The organism is Achromobacter dolens (assembly GCF_902859745.1).
In the GTDB taxonomy this organism is placed as follows: domain Bacteria; phylum Pseudomonadota; class Gammaproteobacteria; order Burkholderiales; family Burkholderiaceae_B; genus Achromobacter; species Achromobacter dolens.
Genome location: NZ_CADIJW010000007.1, coordinates 79,833 through 101,859, shown reverse-complemented (window position 1 = coordinate 101,859; position 22,027 = coordinate 79,833). Strand labels below are relative to the sequence as shown.

Sequence of the window (22,027 nt, the reverse complement as noted above, 5' to 3'; positions counted from 1 at the left end):
GGAAATTGCGGAATTGGAACAAAATGGCCTCTCAGCCCCGTCCTGCCCCGGACCGCCGCGCGCCCCTTACCGCGCAGGACCTGCTGCGCCTGCTGCCGCCGGATTGGCTCAGGATCCGCACCCAGCACGAGCTGCCGGGCGGCATCTCGATCGGCTGCCTCGACGGCCGGCCCGAGTCCGACTGGGCCGCCAGCGGCGCGGCCGAATCCAGCGTCGGCGTGGCGATCGTGCTGGAAGGCCAGTTCGGGGTGGGCTTCGAGGGCGGCGCGGCCCTGCGCATCCAGCCAGGCAGCGTCATCCTGCACGGCACGGCCGAGCCGGTGCCCGGATGGGACGAATTCAAGGGCCGCCACAATATCCGCGCCGTCGACATCCGTTTTTTCAGCGACACCGTGCGCGCCCTGTGGCGGCGCACCTTGCGGCAGGTGCCGCCCGCCGCGTTCGCGGCCGACGGCAGCGTGCCGGCGCGTGACGCGCAGTTGGCGACGCTGCCGCTGTGGCCGGGACTGGCGCGCGTGGCCGGCGAGATCCTGGCCTGGAACCAGGACCGTGGCGAGATCGCCGCCCTATATCTGCAAGGCAAGGCCCAGGAGGCCCTGGCCCTGACCCTGGCGCACCTGGCCGGTCGCGCCGTTGCCGACTTGCCGCCGCCGGCCGACCGCAAGCGGCTGGCCGAGGCCCATCGCCGCATCCAGCACGAATACGCCGATTGCCGCGGCGTGCGGCAACTGGCGCAGGCCGTGGGCCTGAGCGAAAAGCGGCTGCAGGCCGGCTTCATGTCGCTCTACGGACAATCGGTGCATGGCTGCCTGCTGCAAGCGCGGATGGAGGCGGCCGCCGGCCTGTTGCGGCGCGGCTGCTCGGTCACCGAAACCGCCTACAGCATCGGCTTTTCCAGCCTCAGCCATTTCATCAAGGCCTTCAAGGCGCACCGCGGGGCCACCCCCAAGGCCTGGCTGCGCGGCGCCGCGCAGTAGCCGCGCGCCTTGGGGGGTAGCGGCAATACCGGTATCGCGGCTGGCCTTGCTGCGGGGGGCGAGGCTGGCAACAATCCCGGTTCCACGACTTCCCGCCCGACAGCGCAAGGCTTGCCCCCATGACTTCCCCCACGACCCCGGATCGCGTCGGCGCCGCCGCGCCGGCCGAGAACATCCACTGGCGCCGCAACCTGGCCGTCTGTTTCGCCGGCTCGTTCAGCACCATCGTGGCGATGACGCTGCTGCTGCCGTTCCTGCCGCTGTACGTGGAAGAGCTGGGTGTGCAGGGCCATGCCGCCATCGTGCAGTGGTCGGGCGTGGCCTACGGCGCCACCTTCTTCGCCGCGGCATTGGTCGCGCCATTGTGGGGCCGGCTGGGCGACCGCTACGGACGCAAGCTGATGCTGGTGCGCGCCTCGTTCGGCATGGCGGTCTGCATGTCGCTGACCGGCATGGTGCAGAACGCGTGGCAACTGGTGCTGCTGCGGCTGCTGGTGGGCCTGGCCGGCGGCTACGCGTCGGGTTCGACCATCCTGGTGGCAATGCAGGCGCCCAAGGCGCGCTCGGGTTGGGCGCTGGGCGTACTGTCGGCCGGCATCATGGCGGGCAACCTCGTGGGGCCGTTGATTGGCGGCGCGCTGCCGCCGCTGATCGGCATCCGCGCCACGTTCCTGCTGGCGGGCGGCGTCATCTTCCTGGCGTTTCTGGCCACCGTCTTCCTCATCAAGGAAATGCCGCGCCCGCCCAAGGCGGCCGGGCAGGGCGGCCAGCGCCGCGGCGGCTGGGCGCAGATCCCCGACAAGCGGCCGGTGGCCGCGATGCTGGCGACCGGCATGCTGCTGATGTTCGCCACCATGTCGATCGAACCCATCATCACGGTATACGTGGGCCAGTTGGTGGAGGATCCGGCCCGCGTCACGCTGGTGTCCGGGGTGGTCATGTCGGCGGCGGCGCTGGGGGCGATCCTGTCGGCCTCGCGACTGGGCCGGCTGGCCGATCGCGTGGGCCACTGGACGGTGATCGTCGGCGCGCTTGCCGTGGCCGCGCTGCTGCTGATTCCGCAGGCTTTCGTCACAGCCGGTTGGCAACTGGTGGCGCTGCGTTTCCTGATGGGTCTGGCGCTGGGCGGGCTGCTGCCGTGCGTCACCAGCGTGATCCGTCACAACGTGCCCGACGGCGTTGGCGGCAATGTGCTGGGCATGTCGATTTCGGCCCAGTACGCGGGCCAGGTGGCGGGCCCGTTGCTGGGCGGTTTCATCGGCGGGCATTTCGGCATGCCCGCCGTCTTCCTGGGCACCGCGGTGCTGCTGGCGGCGGGCGCCGTGGCCAATGGCGTGTTGCGCGCGCGTCATCAGCGCGCGCTGGCCGAGGCGTAGCCGTCGCGCGGCTTGCGTGCGTCGATGGCATGACGGGACGCAACGCGCTTGGCCGCGTCAGAACCCGGCCGAGCGCGGATCCATGACGTGGTCGATCAAGCCCCATTGCACGGCTTCCTCGGCGCTCATGTAGCGGTCGCGGTCCAGGCTGCGCTCGACGTCGTCGTAGTCGCGCCCGCAATGCTCGGCATATAGGCGGATGATGCGCTGCTTGGTGCGCTGCATTTCCTCGGCGTGGATCAGCATGTCCGAGGCCTGGCCCTGGAAGCCGCCCAGCGGCTGGTGCACGTGCAGACTGGCGTTGGCCAGCGCGGCGCGATGACCGGGCTCGCCGGCCATCAGCAGGAACGACCCCATCGAGCGCGCGGTGCCCATGCAAAGGGTGTGAACCGGCGACTTGATGAACTGCATGGTGTCGTACATGGCCAGCCCGCTGGTGATGACCCCGCCGGGCGAGTTGATGTACAGGTGGATCGGCTTGCCGGGGTTTTCGGCTTCCAGGAACAGCAACTGCGCGCACACCAGGGCCGACACGGCGTCATTGACTTCGCCGCTCAGGAAGATGATGCGTTCGCGCAGCAGGCGCGAATAGATATCGAACGAACGTTCCCCGCGGCCGGACTGTTCCACCACCATCGGGACGAGCTGCATCGTTTCGCTCATGCGCGAACTCCTGTCTTGCATCAAAGGGAAAAAGCGGCGTCAGGCGGCGAGCTTGAGGGCCGGCCACGCATCGTTGGCCGCCTGCGGCGCGGGCCGCGCCAGCCGCGCGTCGTCGGGGGCGTGGACGATGGTCAGGCGGGTGCCGCCGTCGGCGGTGGGGCTGAGCTGGAAGGTGACCACACTTTCCAGGCAGGGCGGCAGCGTGTCGCGCATGCGGTAGCGGACTTCGACGCCGGGTGTCGCGGCCAGCGGCTCAGGATCGGCCAGCGCGCTGGCCGGCAGCCACTGCTCGCGCAAGGCGGGAATGCTGAGGGCGCGCCAGACCTTCTCGGGCGGCGCATCCAGCTCATAGTCGAGCACGATTGCCGTGTCCCGCGGGGCGGAGGCCGTGTGGGTCATTGGTCCATGTCCTTGAGCAGCGTTTTCAGGGCGTCGACCCGCGCCGGCCACCAGGCGCGGTACTTCGACAGCCAGCCGGCGATCAGCGCCAGCCCGTCCGGGTCGACCTGGTAGTTGACGAAACGTCCCTGGCGTTCCTCGCGCACCAGCCGCGCCTGGCGCAGCACCGCGAGGTGCTGCGAGACCGCGGGCTGGCTGATGTCCAGGCCCTCGCGCAGCGCGCTGGCGTTCATGGCGCCCGCCGCGAGCTTGTCGAACAGCGCGCGGCGGGTCGGGTCGGCCAGGGCCTTGAAGATGTCGTTTTCGATCATGGCAACACATTAGCAGTTGCTTATGTGTTGTGCAAGCCCCGGGGAGCACGGCGTCCCGGATCGCCGCGGCCCGCGTCTCAGTGTAGGGTGCGGGCCGCCTTGCGGGCGCGCTTGATCTCGTACATGCGGGCATCGGCCAGGCGCACGGCTTCCTCGGCCGCCAGGCCGCGCGGATCGAGCGCCACCACGCCGACGCTGGCGCCTTCGTAGGTCAGGGTGATGTCGCCGAGCGGGTAGCGGCCGACGGTGGCGGCGGCGGCCCGATCTTCCAGCGAGCGGGCGGCTTCCTCGGCGTCGCCGCGCTCGGCCTCGTGGCCCGGCGCCGCGTCGCCGCGCGCCAGCGCGGGGCCCGGGCCGACCAGCACGAATTCGTCGCCGCCCAATCGCCCGACCATGTCGGAGGCGCGCAGCGCCATCGCCAGGCGCCGCGAGACCTCCTGCAGGAAGGCGTCGCCCGACTGGTGGCCGTAGGTGTCGTTGATGCCCTTGAAGCCGTCCAGGTCCACCACGCCCACCAGCACGCTGCCGCCTTCGCGCAGCGCGCGGCCGCGCAGGCGCTCCAGTTCCTCGTACAGCGCGCGCCGGTTGGGCAGGCCGGTCAGGGGATCGGTCAGCGCGTAGGCCATCAGCTTGGTGTTGGCGGTGCGCAGCTCGGCCACCAGTTGTTCGCGTTCCAGGAAGTTGGCGATCACGCTGGAGAACAGGCGCATGATTTCCTCGGCCTGCGGCGCGATGTACTGGCGGCGGGCGCTGGCGCCGCACAGGGTGCCCAGCAGCAGGCCGTCGTCGGTGCGGATCGGGGTGCTGACGTAGGTCTGGATGCCAAGCTGGCGCGCCGCGTCGGAGTCGGGCCAGCAGGCGCCGACGTCGCTGGTGGACATGCGGCCTTCTTCCAGCGCGCGCTTGCACAGCGTGTCCGACCAGGGCACCGACAGACCTTCCGGAATCTGCAGCGCGCCGACGTTGCGCGCGTAGCGCACGTGCTGCTGGTCCTGGTCCGGATCGATCGAGGTGAGATAGGTGGATTCCAGGCCGGTGACGGCTCCGAGCATATCCAGAAGGGGGCGCGTCAACTGTTCGACCGACTTGGCCGCCTGCAGAGACGCCGACAGTTCGGCGAGTATCGGGTCCAAAGAAAGCTCCCAGAAAAACACTGACGCATCGACGCCGGCCCCGGGTCCTCGGCCCAGGGAGCGGCCTTGTCGACATTATGCCCGCGCTGTTTCCCTAAAGTCCTATGTTGCACTGCCGTAAGCCAGGATGGCGCGGACGCTTGCGTCGTCGCGTACCTGGATACCCGTGCCCCCCGGCATGGGCAGTTGCAGTAAGAAGACAAGCATGAAAATCACCTCGTTGCGCAACAGGATCCTGTTGATCACCTGTTTCACCGTCATCGGCGCGCTGGTGCTCTCGGGCATTGCGATCTATCACATTGTGCGCGACAACATGATGGCGACCATCTCCGCGGACCTGGACGCCATCGCCGCCGGCAACGCCAGCGCCATCGAACGCTGGTCGGCCGACAAGGCCCTGGCGGTATCGGCCACTGCCGCGGTGGTGGAAAAGGGCGATCCGCGCGGCCTGACCAAGCTCATGGGCGCCACCAACGGCTTTCCCATCACCAGCATAGGCTGGTCCGACAAGAGTTACTTCTCGACCGCGCAGACGCCGCCCGACTACGACCCCACCGCGCGCCCCTGGTACAAGAGCGCGGTGGCCGCCGGCAAGCTGACCGTGACCAAGCCGTATGGCGATTCCGGCACCGGCAAGCCCTACGTGGCCTTCACCGCGCCGATCGTGCGCGCCGGCGAGACCACCGGCGCCATCAGCGGCGCGGTGGCGCTGGACGGCATCAAGGACGTCATCAAGGCAATCCGGCCCACGCCCTCCAGCACCGCGTTCGTGCTGGCCACCGACGGCCAGGTGATTTCGCACGTCGATGACAAGCTGGCGCTCAAGCCGTCCACCGACGTGGCCGCCGGCCTGACGCCGGCCGTGCTGGCGAGCATGGCGCAAGAGGGCGCGACGCCGCTGGCGCTGCGCCTGGGCGGCGTGCCCAAGCTGCTCAAGGCGCGTCCCATCGCCGGCACCGACTGGTTCCTGGTGATCGCGCTGGACGAGGCCGAGGCCACCGCCGGCCTGTCGCAGGTCTTCAATGCCACGCTGATCTCGATGGTGGTGCTGACGCTGGTCGCGGTGCTGCTCGCCAGCGTGGTGACTTCGCGCGCCTTCAAGCGCCTGTCGGCGGTGCGCGACGCCATGGACACCATCGGCTCGGGCGACGGCGACATGACGCATCGGCTGGCGGTTGTCGGGCACGACGAAGTGGCGCAGATCTCTTCCTCGTTCAACGCCTTCGTCGACAAGATCAGCCATGTCATGCTGGACGTGCGCAACGGCGTGCACTCGATGACCTCGGCCACGCGCGAGATCGAGATGGGCAACCGCGACCTGTCGCAACGCACCGAAGTGTCCGCCGGCTCGTTGCAGGAGACCTCGTCGGCGCTGACCGAGCTGACCTCCAGCGTGCGCCAGACCGAAGAGGCCGCCGAGCACGCCACGCGCCTGGCAACCGAAGCCAGCCAGGCGGCCGAGCGCGGCGGCCAGGTGGTGACCGACGCGGTCAGCACCATGGGCGCGATCGCGCAGTCGTCCGAGCGCATCACCGAGATCATCAGTGTCATCGACGGCATCGCTTTCCAGACCAACATCCTGGCGCTGAACGCGGCGGTCGAGGCGGCGCGCGCGGGCGAGCAGGGCCGCGGCTTCGCCGTGGTGGCCGGCGAGGTGCGCACGTTGGCGCAACGCAGCGCGGCCTCGGCGCAGGAGATCCGCGCGCTCATCCAGGCGTCGGTGCAGAACGTGCGCAGCGGCACCGAACGGGTCCAGGCGGCCGGCTCGACCATGCAGGAGATCGTTGAAGGCGTGTCGCGCGTTCAGCGTCTTGTCAGCGAGATCCACGGCGCCATGGCCGAGCAGAGCGTGGGCATCAGCCAGATCGACCGCAGCGTGTCGGAGATGGACCAGGCCACGCAACAGAACGCGGCGCTGGTGGAGCAGTCGGCGGCGGCTTCGGCAATGCTGAGCGACCAGGCCGGCGCGCTGGCCGGCACCGTGGCCCTGTTCAAGCTGCGCGGTGATGCGCACGGCGCCGCGCCGCGCATGGCGGCCCTGCCGGCCTGATCCGGCTCGATCGGCGTGGCGGCGCGTGACGCGCCGCGCGTCCGGGCGCATGGCGGTCCGTCATCCCGAGGGGTGACGGGCCGCGCCGACGTCGCGCAATGCGGCGCGGGTGGCGCCTGCCATGGGGGTGGATACGGCGCTCGCCGTGGCGGACATGGATGCATTGCGCCGACCATTCTTCGTCCCGTTCGCGGACGGCTTTCCTGATCTTTTCGCTGACTCGATCCGCCTTGCCGGAGCCGGCCGCGCACGCGGCTTTCGTCTCTCGAAATAGGGGGTGAGGCCGCGGGCCGTCTTCATTTTGACATCAATTCAGGAACCAGTCAGCTTCATGTCGCTGGACCTACGGGAAAGCGATAACGCATTCACGCGTTCCGGCGCAAAAAGCGAAAGCAGATTGGAAGTGTCGCTCTCTACTATCTGCCGAACTCGTCCGCAGCACCGAAATTTTCAGCGGGAAGACAGGCGGGTAACCAGACCGGTTCGAGAAGCCGGGTGGCAATAACAAGCGAAAAAAAACGCAATGCCTGGGAGGGCGCGTCTTATGTACTTTGGCAATAGAAACTTTGTCGCGGGGCTCTTCATGATCGCCTTCGCCCTGCTGTTCGGGCTGGCGGCGTTGAAGTATCAACTGGGTTCGTTCAGCCGGTCGGGGCCTGGCCTGTTCCCGCTCATGGTCAGCTCGCTGCTGGGCGTGATCGGGGTGATCTCGGTGGTGCGTTCGCGCTTCGTGCCGCCCGTGCCGCTGAGCTACAGCATCAAGAACATCGCCATCATCATGCTGAGCCTGTGCGGCTTCGCGGTGGTGTCCGGCCTGATCAACATGATCGTCGGCATCGTCTTCCTGGTGTTCTGCTCGACCTTGGCGGGCACCTCGTATTCGCTGGTGCGCAACGTCAAGATCTCGCTGGGCCTGATTGCGGTGGCGTTCGCCTTCCGCAACCTGCTCGGCCTGAACCTGCCGCTGTTCTGAGGGGAGAGACGCCATGATGGAGATGTTCAACAACCTCGCGTTCGGTTTCGAGCACGCGCTGACGCTGCAGAACCTGATGTATTGCGCCATCGGCTGCGTGGTCGGCACGCTGGTCGGCCTGCTGCCGGGCCTGGGCCCGCTGTCGACCATCAGCCTGCTGCTGCCGCTGACCTATTCCATTCCCACCGGCGGCGCGCTGATCATGCTCGCCGGCATCTACTACGGCGCGCAGTACGGCGACAGCGTCAGCGCGATCACCATGAAGATCCCGCATGCGAGCAGTATCGTCGCCTGCATCGACGGGTATCAGATGAACCTGAAGGGCAAGACCGGCCTGGCCTTGTTCACCGCGGGCGTGTCGAGCTTCATCGGCGGCACCGTGGCGATCGTGGTGCTGTCGACGATGGCGCCGGCGCTGGGCGAAGTCGGTCTGCTGTTCGGTCCGGCCGACTACTGCGCGCTGATGCTGCTGGGCTTTTTCTGCGTCAGCTTCGTCAGCAGCGGCAGCCTGCTCAATGGCCTGGCGATGGCCATGATCGGCATCCTGCTGGGCGTGATCGGCACCGACGTCAACAGCGGCGTGGCGCGCTACACCATGGACCTGGCCTTCCTGCAGGACGGCGTGGGCCTGATCAGCATCGCGCTGGGCTGCTTCGGCATCGCCGAGATCGTCAAGAACCTGGACAACCGCAACACGCTGACGCCGTTCAACGGCAAGATCAAGCTGATCCCGACGTGGCCCGAGTTCAAGCGCATCCTGCCCAGCGCGCTGCGCGGCAGCGTGGTCGGTTCGGTGCTGGGCATCCTGCCCGGCGGCGGCCCGACCATCGCGCAGTTCGCCGCCTACGCGGCCGACAAGCGCTTCAGCAAGTACCGCCACGAGATCGGCAGCGGCGCCATCGAGGGCGTCGCGGGCCAGGCGGCGGCCGACGAAGCGGCCGCGCGCACCAGCTTCATCCCGCTGATGGCCATCGGCATCCCCGAGAACGCCGTCATGGCGCTGATGCTGGCCGCGTTCATCGTCAAGGGCATCCAGCCCGGCCCCAACATGATCGGCACCCACCCCGACCTGTTCTGGGGCCTGGTGGCCAGCATGTGGGTGGGCAACTGCTTCCTGCTGATCCTGAACGTGCCGCTGGTGCGCTACTGGCTGTCGGTGTTCAAGATTCCGTACACGGTGCTGTTCCCGGCGATCCTGTTCTTCTGCTGCATCGGCACGTTCAGCATCAACAACAACCTGGACGACATCTACATCACGGCGATCTTCGGCCTGATCGGCTACCTGTTCCTGCGCCTGGGCATGGAAGCCGCGCCGCTGATGCTGGGCTTCATCCTCGGCCCGATGCTGGAAGAGAACTTCCGCCGCGCCATGCTGCTCAGCCGCGGCGAGTTCAGCATCTTCCTGACGCGGCCGATCAGCGGCACGCTGCTGGCGCTGATCGGCGCGGCCGTGGTGTGGCAACTGGTGTCGTTCCTGCGCAAGGCGCGCAAGGCGCCCGCGCTGGAGCAGGCGCCGGCCGAGCCCTGAGGTGGCGGGGTTGCGGGCCTGCGCGGCGTTGCTTCTCGCGCGAGCAGGCCCTAGCCCCTGCCGGTGACGCGGGCGGCGGCCTCGGCCGATTGCTGGACGGCCCGGTCGCCGCGAGCGCGCAGATCCGCTTCATAGTCTTGCAAGGCCTGCCCCAGCGGCAGGCCTTTGCACACCTGCGCCAGCCGCGTCGCCAGCGATTGCGCATCGGCCAGGGCGGTGTTGGCGCCCAGGCCGCCTGCCGGGCTCATCGCATGCACCGCGTCGCCCAGGAACGTCAGCCCGGCTTGCGTCCATCGCGGCAGGGGCGGCGCCTGGTAGACGGTCTTGAGCGCGATGCCGCGCGGATCTCCGGCGGCCACCATGGCGGCCAGCGCGGGATGCACCGGCGCCAGCAGGCGCTGCGCGGCTTGCTGCCAGCGCGCGCCCGTCGCGGTGCCGTCCCGCTGGCTCGCGCTGATCGCGGCGTCGTCCGCGCCCAGCACCGCGCGGCGCTCGCCGATGATGGCCCAGTACTGGTAGCCGGGCACGGCCGTCAGCGTGCAAGCTGGCGCGAGGCGTTGCGCCAGGGACGGCAGCGCCGCCAGTTTCATGGCGTCCAGCACCAGCGCGTAGCCGGCGCCGAACACCACGCCGGCGCCGTCGCGCAGGGCCGGCGGCAGGCCATCGGGCGTGAGGCAGCCGGCCGGCGCCATGCCGAAGATCGTCACCGTGCCGCTGTCCTCGGGCGCCGCTTGCGGCAGGTGCTGGCGCCGCAGCGCCGAGTGCACGCCGTCGGCGGCCACCACCAGCGTGCCGGGCCGCGCGCGGATGCCTTCCAGGCGCGGGCCGCTGTCATCCATGCCCGCGCAGCCGTGGCCGAAATGCACGCGCCCGTCCAGGCCGGCCAGCAGGATTTCGCGCAGCGTCTGCCGGTGCGCCGAGCGGTCGGGCGGGGTGTCGGCGTCGTCCAGGCGCCACGTGGCCGAGGCGCGTTGCGGCAGCGGCCGCAGTTGCGCGTCGAGCATGGCGCCGGGGCGGTCGTGGGTCGAGCAGCTTTGCTGGAACAGGGCGTACAGGTCCGGCGGCAGGCAGTGCGCCAGCGCCGCCTGGCCAGTGGCGTCGATGCGCAGGCGGTAGCCCTGCACCCGGCTGTCGGTGCGCGCGTCGCGCTCGTAGACGTCGAAGTCGATGCCGGCGCGCGCCAGCCCCTGCGCCAGGCTCAGGCCGCCCAGGCCGGCGCCGATGATGGAAACGTGGAGATTCTGCATAATGTCCTCGAAGCAAGCCGGCGTTGCCGGCACCCCCACAGCTTGCGCGCAAGCGCGCCCGCGCCGGTAATGCCGGCGCGCCAACAAATGATGCGAACCCGCCAGACCGCTGCCCCCGCGCCCGACTACAGCGAATTGCTCGACGGCCCGGCCGTGTGCGTGTTCCATGGCGCCGACGCGCCCGGCAGCGAATTCCGCCTGGGCTCGCGCGAATACGATTGGCATGCCCATGCCCGCGGGCAGTTGTTCGGGGTGGACAGCGGCGCGATGCGGGTGCGCACCGAGGCCGGCTCGTGGCTGCTGCCGCCGCAGCGCGCGGGCTGGATCCCGCCGGGGCTGCGGCATCGGGTCAGCGTGGCCGGGGCGGCCAGCGGCTGGGTGGCGCTGGTGCATCCGCAGGCCGCCGCGGCGTTGCCGGCGGCGCCGTGCGTGCTGGGGGTGGACGGGGTGTTGCGCGCCATGGTGCTGCGCGCGGCCGATTGGCCGGACAAGCTGGCGCTGGACCCGGCGCGCGCGCGCTTCGCGGCCGTGCTGCTCGACGAGATCGGGGCGGCGCCGCGCGAGCGTTTGCACCTGCCGTGGCCGCGCGACCGCCGGCTGGCCCGACTGGCGCAAGTCCTGGCGGAAAACCCGGCCGACAATCGGCCGCTGGAAATTCTGGCCGCGCAGGCCGGGCTGGCGCCGCGCACCGCGCAGCGCCTTTTCCGCGAGGAAACGGGATTGGGCTTCGCGCAGTGGCGCCAGCAACTGCGCCTGATCCATGCGCTGGAGCGCCTGAGCGCGGGCAAGCCGGTGGCGCAGGTGGCCGACGCGCTGGGCTATGCCACGCCCGGCAATTTCATCGCCATGTTCAAGCGCGCCTTCGGCATGACGCCGGGGCGGTACCTGCGGACGCCCCAGGGCGACTTGCCTGACGCGGATTGAACCGCGTGCGCGCTACGCCGCCGACGCGTCCGGGTCGAATCGGTAGGCCAGCACTTCATCACCGGCCGCGTCGATCTCGCCCGTGGGGGTCCAGCCCAGGCGCCGGTAGAAGCCGTGGGACCGCACTCGGGGATCGGCCGCGCAACTCAGGAACAGGCGCTCATGGCCGAGCCCGCGCAGCGTCCGCATGACCTTGCCCAGCAGCTCGCTGCCGATGCCGCGGCCCTCGTAGGCCGGCAGCAGCGCCAGCACCACGATCTCGCCGCTGTCGCGATCGCCGAAGCAGTAGCCGGCCAGCTCGCCGTCCGCCAGCGCCACCACGCCGGGCAGCGAGCCGTCGCGGATGCCGCCGCTCCAGCTTTCATAGGTGATGCCGAGCGCGCGCAGGTCTTCGGCGGAGAAGGCGTTCTCGCGGGTGCGGCCGCGCAGGTCGATGCAGGCGGCGGCGTCGTCGGGATGGGCTGGGCGGTAGTGCAGGTTCATGTCGGGTGCAGTCTCACGGAAGCGGGCGCGGCCGGCGCGCCGCGCAAGGCTGGCGCGGCGTTCAACCGCCGAGCGCCGCCAGGTTCAGCGTGTGGCTGCGGCCGATCCACACCGCGCAGTCGCGGTGGTCGCGCAGCGACTCGCCGGTGTTCGGATGCAGGAACACGTCCAGCGCGCCATGGTTGAGCGTCAGCCAGGTGAGCACGCGCGGCAACGCGGCTGGCGCGAAGGCGAGCTGGTAGCTCCATTGCGGGTGCGGGCCGACCGGGCGCTCGTGGAAGCGGCCCATCTGGATGCTGTCGCCGAAGGCGTCCAGCGCCTGTTCGCGCAGCGCCCAGGCCGCGTCGCGGCTGTCGGCGTTGAAGTAGACGTGGGCGTGCCAGCTATCGACGATGGCGGGGTCCAGGATCATGAGGGTCAACCTCCGGCGCGCTTGGCGCGATGGCCGAGTTTGTCGAGCGCGGCCAGGATGCGGTCGCAGTGATCGCCCTGCACCTCGATGACGCCGTCCTTGACGGTGCCGCCGGAGCCGCAGGCGGTACGCAACTGCTTGCCCAGCGCGGCCAGGGCGTCGTCGTCCAGCGGCAGGCCCTTGACCACGGTCACGGCCTTGCCGCCGCGGCCCTTGGTTTCGCGCGAGACGCGCACGCCGCCGGGCGCCGGCACGGGCCGGGCCGCTGCCTTGCACTGGCAATCGGCGAGCGGGCGGCGGCATTGCGGACACATCCGGCCGCCGTCGGTGGAGTAGACGAGTCCGCCTGGGGAGCTGCTTTTCATGGGTAATGCGTGAGGTTGCGGTTCAGGCAGCCATTATGCCGGAGCCGCCGCCGCGAGCCCGGCGTGGGTGGCGCTCACTCCTCGAAGCCGCGAGGCCCCAGCGATTCGACCAGGTAGTCGATGAAGGACTTGATGCGCGAGGAGATCGCGGTGTTGCGGTAATAGACCGCATTGACCGGCTGGCGCACGTCCAGCGTCTGGCGCGGGAAAAGCTGGCGCAGCGCGCCGGACTGGCGGTCGGCGCGCGTCATGAAGTCGGAAAGGCAGACGATGCCGGCGTCGTTCAGCGCCAGTTGCCGCAGCGTTTCGCCGCTGAACGAGCGGATCGACGGCTGGATGTGCAGCGGTTGGCCGTCGGCGTCCTCCAGCGGCCATTCGTTCAGCGATTCCAGTTGCGAGAAGCCGAGCAGGGTGTGCTCGCGCAGATCGGCTACCCGCTTGGGCGTGCCGTGCGCCGCCAGGTAGCCGGGGCTGGCCAGCACCCGCACGCGGCTGCGGCCGATCGGCACCGCGTGCAGCGACGAATCCTTCAGGCTGCCGATGCGCAGCGCCAGGTCGGTGCGGCGTTCCAGCAGGTCGATGTTGCCCTCGTTGCTGTTCAGTTCCAGCTCGACCTTGGGATAGCGCTTGCGATAGCCCGGCACCAGCGGAACGATGACGTGCAGCATGAAGGGCGAGGCGGCGTCGACCCGCAGCCGCCCGGCCGGCTGGTTGCGGCGCGCGCGCATCTGTTCCTCGGTCTCTTCGACCGCGGCGATGATCTTGCGGGCCTGCTCCAGGTAGGCGCTGCCTTCCTCGGTCAGTTCCAGCCGCCGGGTGGTGCGGCGCATCAGCGTGGTCTGCAGCTTTTCCTCCAGCCGCGTCATGGTGCGGCTGGTGGCGGAAATGGTCTGCTGCAGCGCATCGGCGGCGGCGGTGATCGAACCGCAGTCCACGATGGCGATAAAGACCTGCATTTCGTCGAGGGTTGTTTTCATATTTGACGTTATATCAAAAGTCTTTCGCCGATACAGGGCTTATTCCGCAAGGATCGCGCGGGCACACTGGGTGCATTCCAACACCTACCGGGAGTTTTACATGAGCATTCCGTCTTTTGGCGTCGGCACCTTCCGCCTGCAGGGCCAGGTCGTCATCGATTCCGTGCGCAACGCGCTGGACGTCGGCTACCGCGCCGTCGACACCGCCCAGATCTATGAAAACGAAGCCGAAGTGGGCCAGGCCATCGAGGCCAGCGGCATCGCCCGCGCCGACCTGTTCCTGACCACCAAGATCTGGGTGCCGAACTATGGCCGCGCCAAGCTGGTGCCCAGCCTGAAGGACAGCCTGGCCAAGCTGCGCACCGACTACGTCGACCTGACGCTGATCCACTGGCCCGCGCCGGGCAACGGCGTCGCCATCGCCGAGATGATGGCCGGCCTGATGGACGCTCGCGAACAGGGCCTGACGCGCCAGATCGGCATCTCCAACTTCCCCATCGCCGAGACGCGCGAAGCCATCGCCGCCGTCGGCAAGGACGCCATCGCCACCAATCAGATCGAGCTCAGCCCGTATCTGCAGAACCGCAAGCTGGCGGACTTCCTGAATCAGCAGGGCATCCACGTCACGTCGTACATGACGCTGGCCTACGGCAAGGTGCTCAAGGACCCGGTGATCGGCCAGATCGCGCAGCGCCACAACGCCACGCCGGCGCAGGTGGCGCTGGCCTGGGCGCTGCAGCGCGGCTTCGCCGTGATCCCGTCGTCCACCAGGCGCGAGAACCTGGCGAGCAACCTGCTGGCCCGCGACCTGCGCCTGACCGACGCCGACATGGCGCAGATCGCCGCGCTGGAACGCAACGGCCGCGAAGTCAGCCCGGAAGGCCTGGCTGCGGCCTGGGACTGAGGCGCGCCATGGACAACGCGCTTTCGAGCCTGACCGCGGGCGGCTTCAGCATCGGCCTGGAAGCGCCCCTGGACAACGACTGGACCGCCGCCGGCGAGCAGGCGCGGCGCCAGGCCGGTCGCCTGCCCGGCGAGCCGGACCTGCAACGCCACGCCGACCTGGCCGTGCTGGCCGACCGGCTCGGCTTTCGCGCCCTGTGGGTGCGCGACGTGCCGCTGTACGACCCGGCCTTCGGCGACGCCGGCCAGGTGTTCGAGATCTTCACCTACCTGGGTTACCTGGCGGGCGTCACGCGCGACATCCTGCTGGGCACCGCCGCGGTGGTGCTGCCGCTGCGCGAGCCGCTGCTGACGCTCAAGTCCGCCGCCAGCGTGCAGCGGCTGAGCGGCAACCGCCTGCTGCTGGGCGTGGCCAGCGGCGATCGGCCGGTGGAGTATCCGCTGTTCGGCCGCGATTTTCCCAATCGCGGCGCCGCTTTCCGCGAACAGGTGGCGCTGCTGCGCCAAGGCGCCCTCGGCAGCCTGCCCGATGGCCTGGAGGTGCTGCCGCGGGCGCCGGCGCCGCCGCTGCTGGTGGCGGGCCTGGCGCAGCAGACGCCGGCCTGGATCGGTGCGCACATGGATGCCTGCCTGGCCTATCCCGGCGCGCCCGACGACCATGCGCGGCGCAGCGCCGCCTGGCGCCAGGTGGCCGGCGGCAAACCCTATGCCAGTTTCATCCACCTGGACCTGGCCGAGGACCCGGACGCGCCGCTGCGGCGCTTTCGCTTCGGCGCGCAGGCGGGCCGCCACGCGCTGGCGCGGGAACTTCATGCCCTGCGCTCCGCGGGCGTGCAGCACATCGGCCTGCACCTGCGGCGCAACCAGCGGCCCCTGGCCGACACGCTGCACGAGATCGCCGAGCACGTGCTGCCGCAGTTCCATGGCGGCGGCGTGCCGGCCCCGCAAGCGGGAACCACGGCCGCCTGAGCCTTTCGCGGCCTATCAACACAAGGAGCAAGCACCATGAAGCTATTCATCACCGGCGCCAGCGGATTCATCGGCGGCGCGGTCGCTACCTCGATGGTCAAGGCCGGCCATGAGGTCCGCGGCCTGATCCGCAACCCCGAGCGCGCCGCCGAGCTGCGCGGTTTCGGCATCGAACCGGTGCTGGGCACATTGGACGACGCGGCGCTGCTGGCGGCCGAGGCGCGCGCCGCCGACGCCGTCATCAACGCGGCTGACAGCGACCACCGTGGCGCCGTCGAGGCCTTGCTGGGCGCGCTGGCCGGCAGCGGCAAGGTGTTCATCCACACCAGTGGCAGCAGCCTGGTGGCCGACGACGCGCTGGGCGAGCCGTCCGACGCTGTGTTCGACGAGACCACGCCGGTGGCGCCGGTGCCGGGCAAGGCCGCGCGCATCGCCATCAATGACCTGATCCTGGCCAGCGCGCCTGGCGTGCGCGGCGTGGTGCTGTGCCACAGCCTGATCTACGGTTCGACCGAGGGGCCGCGCGCCGAAAGCGTGCAGATTCCGCCGCTGGTGGCGCAGGCCCGCGAAAGCGGCGTCGCGCGCCACGTCGGCCGCGGCCTGAACCGCTGGTCCAACGTGCACGTCGCCGACGTGGCGGCGCTGTACCGGCTGGCTCTGGACAAGGCGCCGGCCGGCAGTTTCTATTTCGTCGAGAACGGCGAGGCGGCCTTCGTCGACCTGGTTGGCGCCATCGGCCAGACGCTGGGATTGGGGCCGGCCCAGGCCTGGGATCCGGCGCAGGCGGTGGCCTACTGGGGCAAGGACCTGGGCGCCTACGCGCTCGGTTCCAACAGCCGGGTGCGGGCGGGCAAGGCGCGCCGCGAGCTGGGCTGGGCGCCGGTCCATGGCGACGTGATCGCCTGGGTGCGCCAGGCCATCGCCTGACGCGGGCGGCGGCGGGGGGCGGCGTCCACAGGGTGGGCCAACGGCGCCGCTTCGTCAGCAAAACGCCAACCGAGTTGCGGTAAGGTAATCGTTCCCTTCAGAGATTCCGCACGGAGCAGAACTTGAAATACCGCAAACTCGGCCGTACCGACCTGGACGTCAGCCTCATCGGCCTGGGCACCATGACCTGGGGCGAGCAGAACACCGAAGCCGAGGCCCACCAGCAACTGGACTACGCGCTCGAGCGCGGCGTCAACCTGGTCGACGTGGCCGAAATGTACCCGGTGCCGCCCAAGCCCGAAACCCAGGGCCTGACCGAAACCTACATCGGCACCTGGCTGGCGCGCAGCAAGCGCCGCCAGGACATCGTGCTGGCCAGCAAGGTGGCCGGCCCGGTGCGCGATCCCAAGCGTCCCGGCCACATTCGCGACGGCAAGACCTTCCTGGACCGCAAGAACCTGACCGAGGCGCTGGACGCCAGCCTCAAGCGCCTGCAGACGGACTACCTGGACCTGTACCAGTTGCACTGGCCCGACCGCACCACCGCCACCTTCGGCCAGTTGTCGTATCCGTGGGTCAAGGACGACCACACCGTGCCGATCGAGGAAACCCTGTCGGTGCTGCAGGACTTCGTTCGCGCCGGCAAGGTGCGCCACGTGGGCGTCTCCAACGAAACGCCGTGGGGCGTGTCGCAGTTCCTGAAGGCCTCCGACAATCTCGGCCTGCCGCGCATCGCCTCGATCCAGAACGCCTACAGCCTGCTCAACCGCGTCTACGAGATCGGCCTGTCCGAATTCAGCCACCACGAAGGCGTGGGCCTGCTGGCCTATTCGCCGCTGGCCATGGGCATGCTCTGCGGCAAGTACCTGGACGGCGCCCGTCCCGCCAATGCGCGCCTGACGCTGTACACGCGCTTCACGCGCTACAGCAATCCGCAGGCCGAGGCCGCCACCCGCGCGTACGTCGAACTGGCGCGCCAGCACGCCATCTCGCCGACGCACCTGGCGCTGGCCTGGGTCAACCAGCGCCCGTTCGTCACCAGCAACCTGATCGGCGCGACCAACCTGCAGCAATTGAAGGAGAACATCGACAGCGTCGACGTCGAACTGTCGTCCGAGTTGCTGCAGGCCATCGACCAGATCCACGTGCGCCATCCCAACCCGGCGCCCTGATCCCCGCCCGCCGCGCCTGCGCGCAGGCGCGGCCCGGGCCGCCCAACCGGACGGCCCGGCCCCTGTTTCTCAATACACGTCGCGCAGGTAGCGCTTGTCGGCCGTCATCCGCGCCACATAGGCTGCCGCCGCGTCGGCGTCCAGGCCGCCATGTTCCGCCACCACCTGCCGGAGCATGGCGTCCACGTCCTTGGCCATGCGCTCGGCATCGCCGCAGACATAGAAATGCGCGCCCTCCTGCAGCCACGCCCAGAGCTGCGCGCCGTGCTCGCGCATGCGGTCCTGCACGTAGACCTTGGCCGCCTGGTCGCGCGAGAACGCCAGGTCCAGCCGTGTCAGCAGGCCGTCATCGCGCAGCGCCTGCAATTCGTCGCGATAGTAGAAATCGCTGGCCGCGTGCCGCTCGCCGAAAAACAACCAGTTGCGGCCGCCATCGCCGCGCGCCCGCCGTTCCTGCAGGAAGGCGCGGAACGGCGCCACGCCGGTGCCGGGGCCGACCATGATCATCGGCGTGTCGCCCTGCCGTGGCGGCCGGAAGTGGCTGGCCTCCTGCACGAAGACCGGCACGTCGGCGGCGCCCGCGCGGTCGGCCAGGAAGGTCGACGAGACGCCCTTGCGCTGGCGCCGGCCGTTGTCATAGCGCACGGCGGACACCGTCAGGTGGACCTCGCCGGGGTGCGCCTTGGGGCTGGACGCGATGGAGTACAGCCGCGGTTGCAAGCGCTTGAGCGCGCCCAGCCACGCCTGCGCCGGCAGCCTGACTGGGTACGCGTGCAGCACGTCGGCCAGTTGCTTGCCCCATAGCCATTGGCGCAGGTCGGCCCGGCGCTCCTCGGCCAGCAATTGCCGCAGCCCCGGGTCGCGGCTGTGTTCCGCGATCAGCGCCAGCGTGGCGGGCGCGGGGCGCGCGATTTCGTAATGCGCGGACAGCGCTTGGGCCAGCGGCATGTCGCCGACGCCCGGCACGCTGGCCACGGCGTCGCCCGACAGGCCCGTCTGCGCCAGGAGCTCCTCCACCAGCTCGGGACAGTTCACCGGCCACACGCCCAGCGCGTCGCCGGCCTGGTAGGCCAGCCCCGAGCCCGAGGTGTCCAGCGCCAGCGCGCGGGTGTCCTTGTCGCCGTGGGCGTTCAGGCGCTGGTTGCCCACCAGGCGCGCGCGCGCCGGGCTCTTGCGGGAGGGCGGCGCGCGACGCATGCCGGGCGGCGAGTCGGCGGGCGTCGGCGGCGCAATGGTCGGCACGATGGCGGGCGCGAGTCGCGCCGCCTGGGCCGGCGAGGCCTCGGCCATGAGGGCCGCGGCGATGTCATCCGGCATCAGGCCGCCCGCTGGATGGCCGTGTCGTTCGGCCTCGGCGGCGTGGATGGCGGCGATGGCGCTTTCCAGCCAGGCCTGGGCCGGCGCCTCGAAGTCCGTGTCGCAATCGACCCGCGCCAGCAAGGGCCGCGCGCCCAATTGCGCCAGCCGCCGGTCGAGCCGGCGACCGTGGCCGCAAAAGGCCTCGTAGTTGCTGTCGCCCAGGGCCAGCACCGCGTGGTGCAGCGACGCCAGTTGCGGCGCGTCGGCGGCGGACAGCGCGCGCCACAGGTCCTGGCCGTTGTCCGGCGCCTCGCCGTCGCCGAAGGTGCTGGTGATCAGCAACAGGTACTGGGCGCGCGCGAGGGTGTCGACCGCGCAGTCCGCCATGCAGGCGGTGCGCAGCGCGAAACCGGCGGCGGCCAGCGCGACGGCGCTGCGTTCCACCAGCGATTCGGCATTGCCGGTCTGCGAGGCCCACAGCAGCGTCACGCGCGGGCGCGGGCCGATGATGCGGACGGCGGCTTCGCCGGTGTCGGCGGTCAGCCCCAGCGGCGCGGCCATGGCCTCGGCCGGCGCGGCTTGGCCTGCCGACACGGCGGGTGGTTCGGCGGCCGTCGTCCTGTCGGCAGGCGCTGACACGCGGCACAGCGCCACCGCGCAGAACTTCAGTTCAGGCTGCTGCGACAATGGATCGATGGCGTCGCTGGTGACCGCGTTGATGCACAGCGCCTCGCCATACACGTCGTTCCAGTGCATGGGGGCGAAACAGTTGCCGGGCCGGACACGGTCGGTGACGACGGCGGGCAGCACCGCGCGCCCGCGCCGCGAACGGATCTCGACGCTGTCGCCGGCGGCGATGCCGAGCGCAGTCGCGTCATCGGGATGGATCTCCACGAACGGCGCGGGATTGAGCTTGTTCAGCATCGGCACCTTGCCGGTCTTGGTCAGCGTATGCCATTGGTGCTGCAGGCGTCCGGTGTTGAGCACCATGGGATAGTCGGCGTCGGGCAGCTCGGCCGGATCGACATGCGGCCGCGCGTGGAATTGCGCGCGGCCATTGGCGGTGGCGAACGTCAGGCGAGGCCGCGCGCCGTCCTCCTCTTCGCGCCACGGCTGGCTGACGCCATCGTTGAGATAGCGGATCGGATTGCAGTCCGGACCGTCGGCGCGCGCACAGGGCCATTGCAGCGGCGTCTCGCGCAATCGCGCATGGCTGGCGCCGCGCAGGTCGTAGCCGGTGGCGGGGTTGGAAAAGCCGGCGATCTCGTCGAACACCTCGGCCGCGCTGGCGTACTGGAACGCGTGGCCGTAGCCCATCTCGCCGGCCACGGCGGCGATGATGCGCCAGTCGGGCAGCGCGTCGCCGGGCGGCGGCACGGCGCGCGGCATCAGCGTCATGGTGCGCTCGGAATTGATCATCACGCCTTCGGCCTCGGCCCACAGCGCGCCGGGCAGGAGGATGTCGGCATGGCGATTGGTCTCGGTGTCCAGGTAGGCGTCCTGCGCGATCACCAGTTCCGCGGCGCGCAGCCCGGCCAGCACGTTGGCGCGGTTGGCGACGCTGGCCACCGGATTGGTGCAGATGATCCAGCAGGCCTTGATCTCGCCCGCCGCCATGCGCTGGAACAGGTCGATGGTGCCTTGCCCCAGCCGCGCATGCAGCGTGCCGGCGGGCACGCCCCAGCGCGCCTCGACAAAGGCGCGGTCGGCGGCCGACAGCACACTGCGCTGGCCCGGCAGGCCGGGACCCATGTAGCCCATCTCGCGCCCGCCCATGGCATTGGGCTGGCCGGTCAGCGAAAACGGCCCGCTGCCCGGCCGGCAGATGCGGCCGGTGGCCAGGTGCAGATTGCACAGCGCGTTGGTGTTCCAGGTGCCATGGGTGCTCTGGTTCAACCCCATGGTCCAGCAGCTCATCCATTCCGGCGCCGCGCCGATCCAGTCGGCGGCCTGGCGCAGTTGCGCGGCGGCGATGCCGGTCAGCGCCTCGACGCGCTCGGGCGCGTAGTCGCGCAGGAAGTCCGGCATCGCCTCCCAGCCGTCGGTGTGCGCGGCGATGAAGGCCGCGTCGGTCTTGCCGGCCTCATGCAGCAGATGCAGCAGGCCATTGAGCAGCGCCAGGTCGGTGCCAGGCTTGATCTTCAGGTGCAGGTGCGCCTTCTCGGCGGTAGTGGTGCGGCGCGGATCGACCACGATCAAACGGGCGCCGGCCCTGACCCTATCCATCATGCGCAGGTACAGGATCGGATGGCAGTCGGCCATGTTGGCGCCGATCACCAGGAACAGGTCGGCGCGGTCGATGTCCTGGTACGAGCCGGGCGGGCCGTCGGCGCCCAGCGACAACTTGTAGCCGCTGCCGGCGCTGGCCATGCACAGCCGCGAATTCGACTCGATGTTGTTGGTGCCGATGAAGCCTTTGGCCAGCTTGTTGGCCAGGTACTGGGCCTCGATCGACATCTGTCCGGACACGTACAGCGACACCGCGTCCGGCCCGTGCGCATCGATGACGGCACGCAGCCGGCGGGCGGTCTCGCGCAGGGCCTGCGCCATCGGCCTTGGCGCCAGGTCCTGGCCGCGCCGGTCGCGCGCGTAGGCGTGCTCCAGCCGGCCGGACTGGCGCAGGGCGAGGTGGGCCGAGGAACCCTTGGTGCAGAGGCGGCCGAAGTTGCTGGGATGCTCGCGGTTGCCGGTGATCTTCACCACCTGCTCGCGCTCCACATGCAGGGTCATGCCGCAGCCCACGCCACAGTAGGGGCAGACGGTGTCCACGGTGCGCGCGTTGCCGTTCATGCTCGGCTCCAAAAAAGAAGGCGCCCTGCCTGCGCGGCCAGTAGCCGGGCGGGCAGGGCGCCATTGCCCTGGTTCCCGGCGTGGCCGGGTCGATGTCCTGTCGATGCAAGTTCCATGCCAGTCGGCCGCCGCCGTCGGACCTCGCCCCG

General features: G+C 70.0%; 20 protein-coding genes. 10 read left to right on the top strand and 10 right to left on the bottom strand.

Annotated elements, in window-relative coordinates; genetic code table 11:
• Nucleotides 1-23 precede the first annotated feature (23 nt).
• Entirely contained in the window at nucleotides 24-977 is a 954-nt protein-coding gene (locus HV783_RS08430; RefSeq protein WP_054500825.1) for a helix-turn-helix transcriptional regulator, read from the top strand.
• A gap of 119 nt (nucleotides 978-1,096) precedes the next feature.
• Nucleotides 1,097-2,353: an MFS transporter gene (locus HV783_RS08425; protein ID WP_054500826.1), complete on the top strand. Its 1,257-nt coding sequence runs from the start codon at nucleotides 1,097-1,099 to the stop codon at nucleotides 2,351-2,353.
• 57 nt (nucleotides 2,354-2,410) lie between these two features.
• Here the strand turns inward: HV783_RS08425 and HV783_RS08420 are convergent, their stop codons facing one another.
• From HV783_RS08420 to HV783_RS08405, 4 genes are all read right to left on the bottom strand, one after another.
• Complete coding sequence (locus HV783_RS08420; RefSeq protein WP_054500827.1) at nucleotides 2,411-3,016, bottom strand: ATP-dependent Clp protease proteolytic subunit; 606 nt, start codon at nucleotides 3,014-3,016, stop codon at nucleotides 2,411-2,413.
• Between the two features lie 39 nt (nucleotides 3,017-3,055).
• On the bottom strand, nucleotides 3,056-3,415 hold the full coding sequence (locus HV783_RS08415; protein WP_116793673.1) for an SRPBCC family protein: 360 nt from the start codon (nucleotides 3,413-3,415) through the stop codon (nucleotides 3,056-3,058).
• Nucleotides 3,412-3,726, bottom strand: coding sequence for an ArsR/SmtB family transcription factor (locus tag HV783_RS08410; RefSeq protein ID WP_054500829.1), 315 nt, complete (start codon nucleotides 3,724-3,726; stop codon nucleotides 3,412-3,414). The genes HV783_RS08415 and HV783_RS08410 overlap by 4 nt, the downstream gene beginning before the upstream one ends.
• Before the next feature lie 77 nt (nucleotides 3,727-3,803).
• Complete coding sequence (locus HV783_RS08405) at nucleotides 3,804-4,859, bottom strand: sensor domain-containing diguanylate cyclase (protein WP_116793672.1); 1,056 nt, start codon at nucleotides 4,857-4,859, stop codon at nucleotides 3,804-3,806.
• A 205-nt stretch (nucleotides 4,860-5,064) separates the two neighbouring features.
• Here HV783_RS08405 and HV783_RS08400 point away from each other — a divergent pair, with 205 nt between their 5' ends.
• The 3 genes from HV783_RS08400 (at nucleotide 5,065) to HV783_RS08390 (ending at nucleotide 9,410) form a co-directional block, all read left to right on the top strand.
• Nucleotides 5,065-6,909 carry a methyl-accepting chemotaxis protein gene (locus HV783_RS08400; RefSeq protein ID WP_175188967.1) on the top strand — a complete coding sequence of 615 codons (1,845 nt, stop codon included), beginning with the start codon at nucleotides 5,065-5,067 and terminating at the stop codon, nucleotides 6,907-6,909.
• A 544-nt stretch (nucleotides 6,910-7,453) separates the two neighbouring features.
• Nucleotides 7,454-7,882, top strand: coding sequence for a tripartite tricarboxylate transporter TctB family protein (locus tag HV783_RS08395; RefSeq protein WP_054500832.1), 429 nt, complete (start codon nucleotides 7,454-7,456; stop codon nucleotides 7,880-7,882).
• A 16-nt stretch (nucleotides 7,883-7,898) separates the two neighbouring features.
• Nucleotides 7,899-9,410: a tripartite tricarboxylate transporter permease gene (locus HV783_RS08390; protein WP_054415478.1), complete on the top strand. Its 1,512-nt coding sequence runs from the start codon at nucleotides 7,899-7,901 to the stop codon at nucleotides 9,408-9,410.
• Nucleotides 9,411-9,460: 50 nt separating this feature from the next.
• Here the strand turns inward: HV783_RS08390 and HV783_RS29345 are convergent, their stop codons facing one another.
• Complete coding sequence (locus HV783_RS29345; protein WP_217484227.1) at nucleotides 9,461-10,657, bottom strand: FAD-dependent oxidoreductase; 1,197 nt, start codon at nucleotides 10,655-10,657, stop codon at nucleotides 9,461-9,463.
• Nucleotides 10,658-10,747: 90 nt separating this feature from the next.
• On the opposite strand from HV783_RS29345, the gene HV783_RS08380 reads away from it, so the two are divergent.
• Complete coding sequence (locus tag HV783_RS08380; protein ID WP_175188994.1) at nucleotides 10,748-11,581, top strand: AraC family transcriptional regulator; 834 nt, start codon at nucleotides 10,748-10,750, stop codon at nucleotides 11,579-11,581.
• 12 nt (nucleotides 11,582-11,593) lie between these two features.
• Here HV783_RS08380 and HV783_RS08375 read toward each other — a convergent pair whose 3' ends face one another.
• The 4 genes from HV783_RS08375 to HV783_RS08360 all read right to left on the bottom strand — a co-directional run bounded on the left by HV783_RS08375 (nucleotide 11,594) and on the right by HV783_RS08360 (nucleotide 13,818).
• Entirely contained in the window at nucleotides 11,594-12,064 is a 471-nt protein-coding gene (locus HV783_RS08375) for a GNAT family N-acetyltransferase (RefSeq protein WP_175188966.1), read from the bottom strand.
• Nucleotides 12,065-12,125: 61 nt separating this feature from the next.
• On the bottom strand, nucleotides 12,126-12,476 hold the full coding sequence (locus tag HV783_RS08370) for a DOPA 4,5-dioxygenase family protein (protein WP_064527734.1): 351 nt from the start codon (nucleotides 12,474-12,476) through the stop codon (nucleotides 12,126-12,128).
• Between the two features lie 5 nt (nucleotides 12,477-12,481).
• A complete protein-coding gene (locus HV783_RS08365; RefSeq protein ID WP_054428740.1) occupies nucleotides 12,482-12,841 on the bottom strand; it encodes a translation initiation factor Sui1 in 360 nt (119 codons plus the stop codon).
• A gap of 74 nt (nucleotides 12,842-12,915) precedes the next feature.
• A complete protein-coding gene (locus HV783_RS08360; RefSeq protein ID WP_064527736.1) occupies nucleotides 12,916-13,818 on the bottom strand; it encodes a LysR family transcriptional regulator in 903 nt (300 codons plus the stop codon).
• Between the two features lie 100 nt (nucleotides 13,819-13,918).
• Between HV783_RS08360 and dkgB the strand changes: the two genes are divergently transcribed.
• The 4 genes from dkgB (at nucleotide 13,919) to HV783_RS08340 (ending at nucleotide 17,789) form a co-directional block, all read left to right on the top strand.
• Nucleotides 13,919-14,722 (top strand): 2,5-didehydrogluconate reductase DkgB, encoded by an 804-nt coding sequence (dkgB, locus tag HV783_RS08355; RefSeq protein ID WP_175188965.1) that lies wholly within the window; start codon nucleotides 13,919-13,921, stop codon nucleotides 14,720-14,722.
• A gap of 8 nt (nucleotides 14,723-14,730) precedes the next feature.
• Entirely contained in the window at nucleotides 14,731-15,690 is a 960-nt protein-coding gene (locus tag HV783_RS08350) for a TIGR03571 family LLM class oxidoreductase (RefSeq protein ID WP_175188964.1), read from the top strand.
• A 36-nt stretch (nucleotides 15,691-15,726) separates the two neighbouring features.
• A complete protein-coding gene (locus HV783_RS08345) occupies nucleotides 15,727-16,617 on the top strand; it encodes an NAD-dependent epimerase/dehydratase family protein (RefSeq protein WP_144655428.1) in 891 nt (296 codons plus the stop codon).
• A 122-nt stretch (nucleotides 16,618-16,739) separates the two neighbouring features.
• Nucleotides 16,740-17,789: an NADP(H)-dependent aldo-keto reductase gene (locus HV783_RS08340; protein WP_116793665.1), complete on the top strand. Its 1,050-nt coding sequence runs from the start codon at nucleotides 16,740-16,742 to the stop codon at nucleotides 17,787-17,789.
• 69 nt (nucleotides 17,790-17,858) lie between these two features.
• Here the strand turns inward: HV783_RS08340 and HV783_RS08335 are convergent, their stop codons facing one another.
• Entirely contained in the window at nucleotides 17,859-21,878 is a 4,020-nt protein-coding gene (locus HV783_RS08335) for a bifunctional nitrate reductase/sulfite reductase flavoprotein subunit alpha (RefSeq protein WP_175188963.1), read from the bottom strand.
• Between the last annotated feature and the right edge of the window lie 149 nt (nucleotides 21,879-22,027).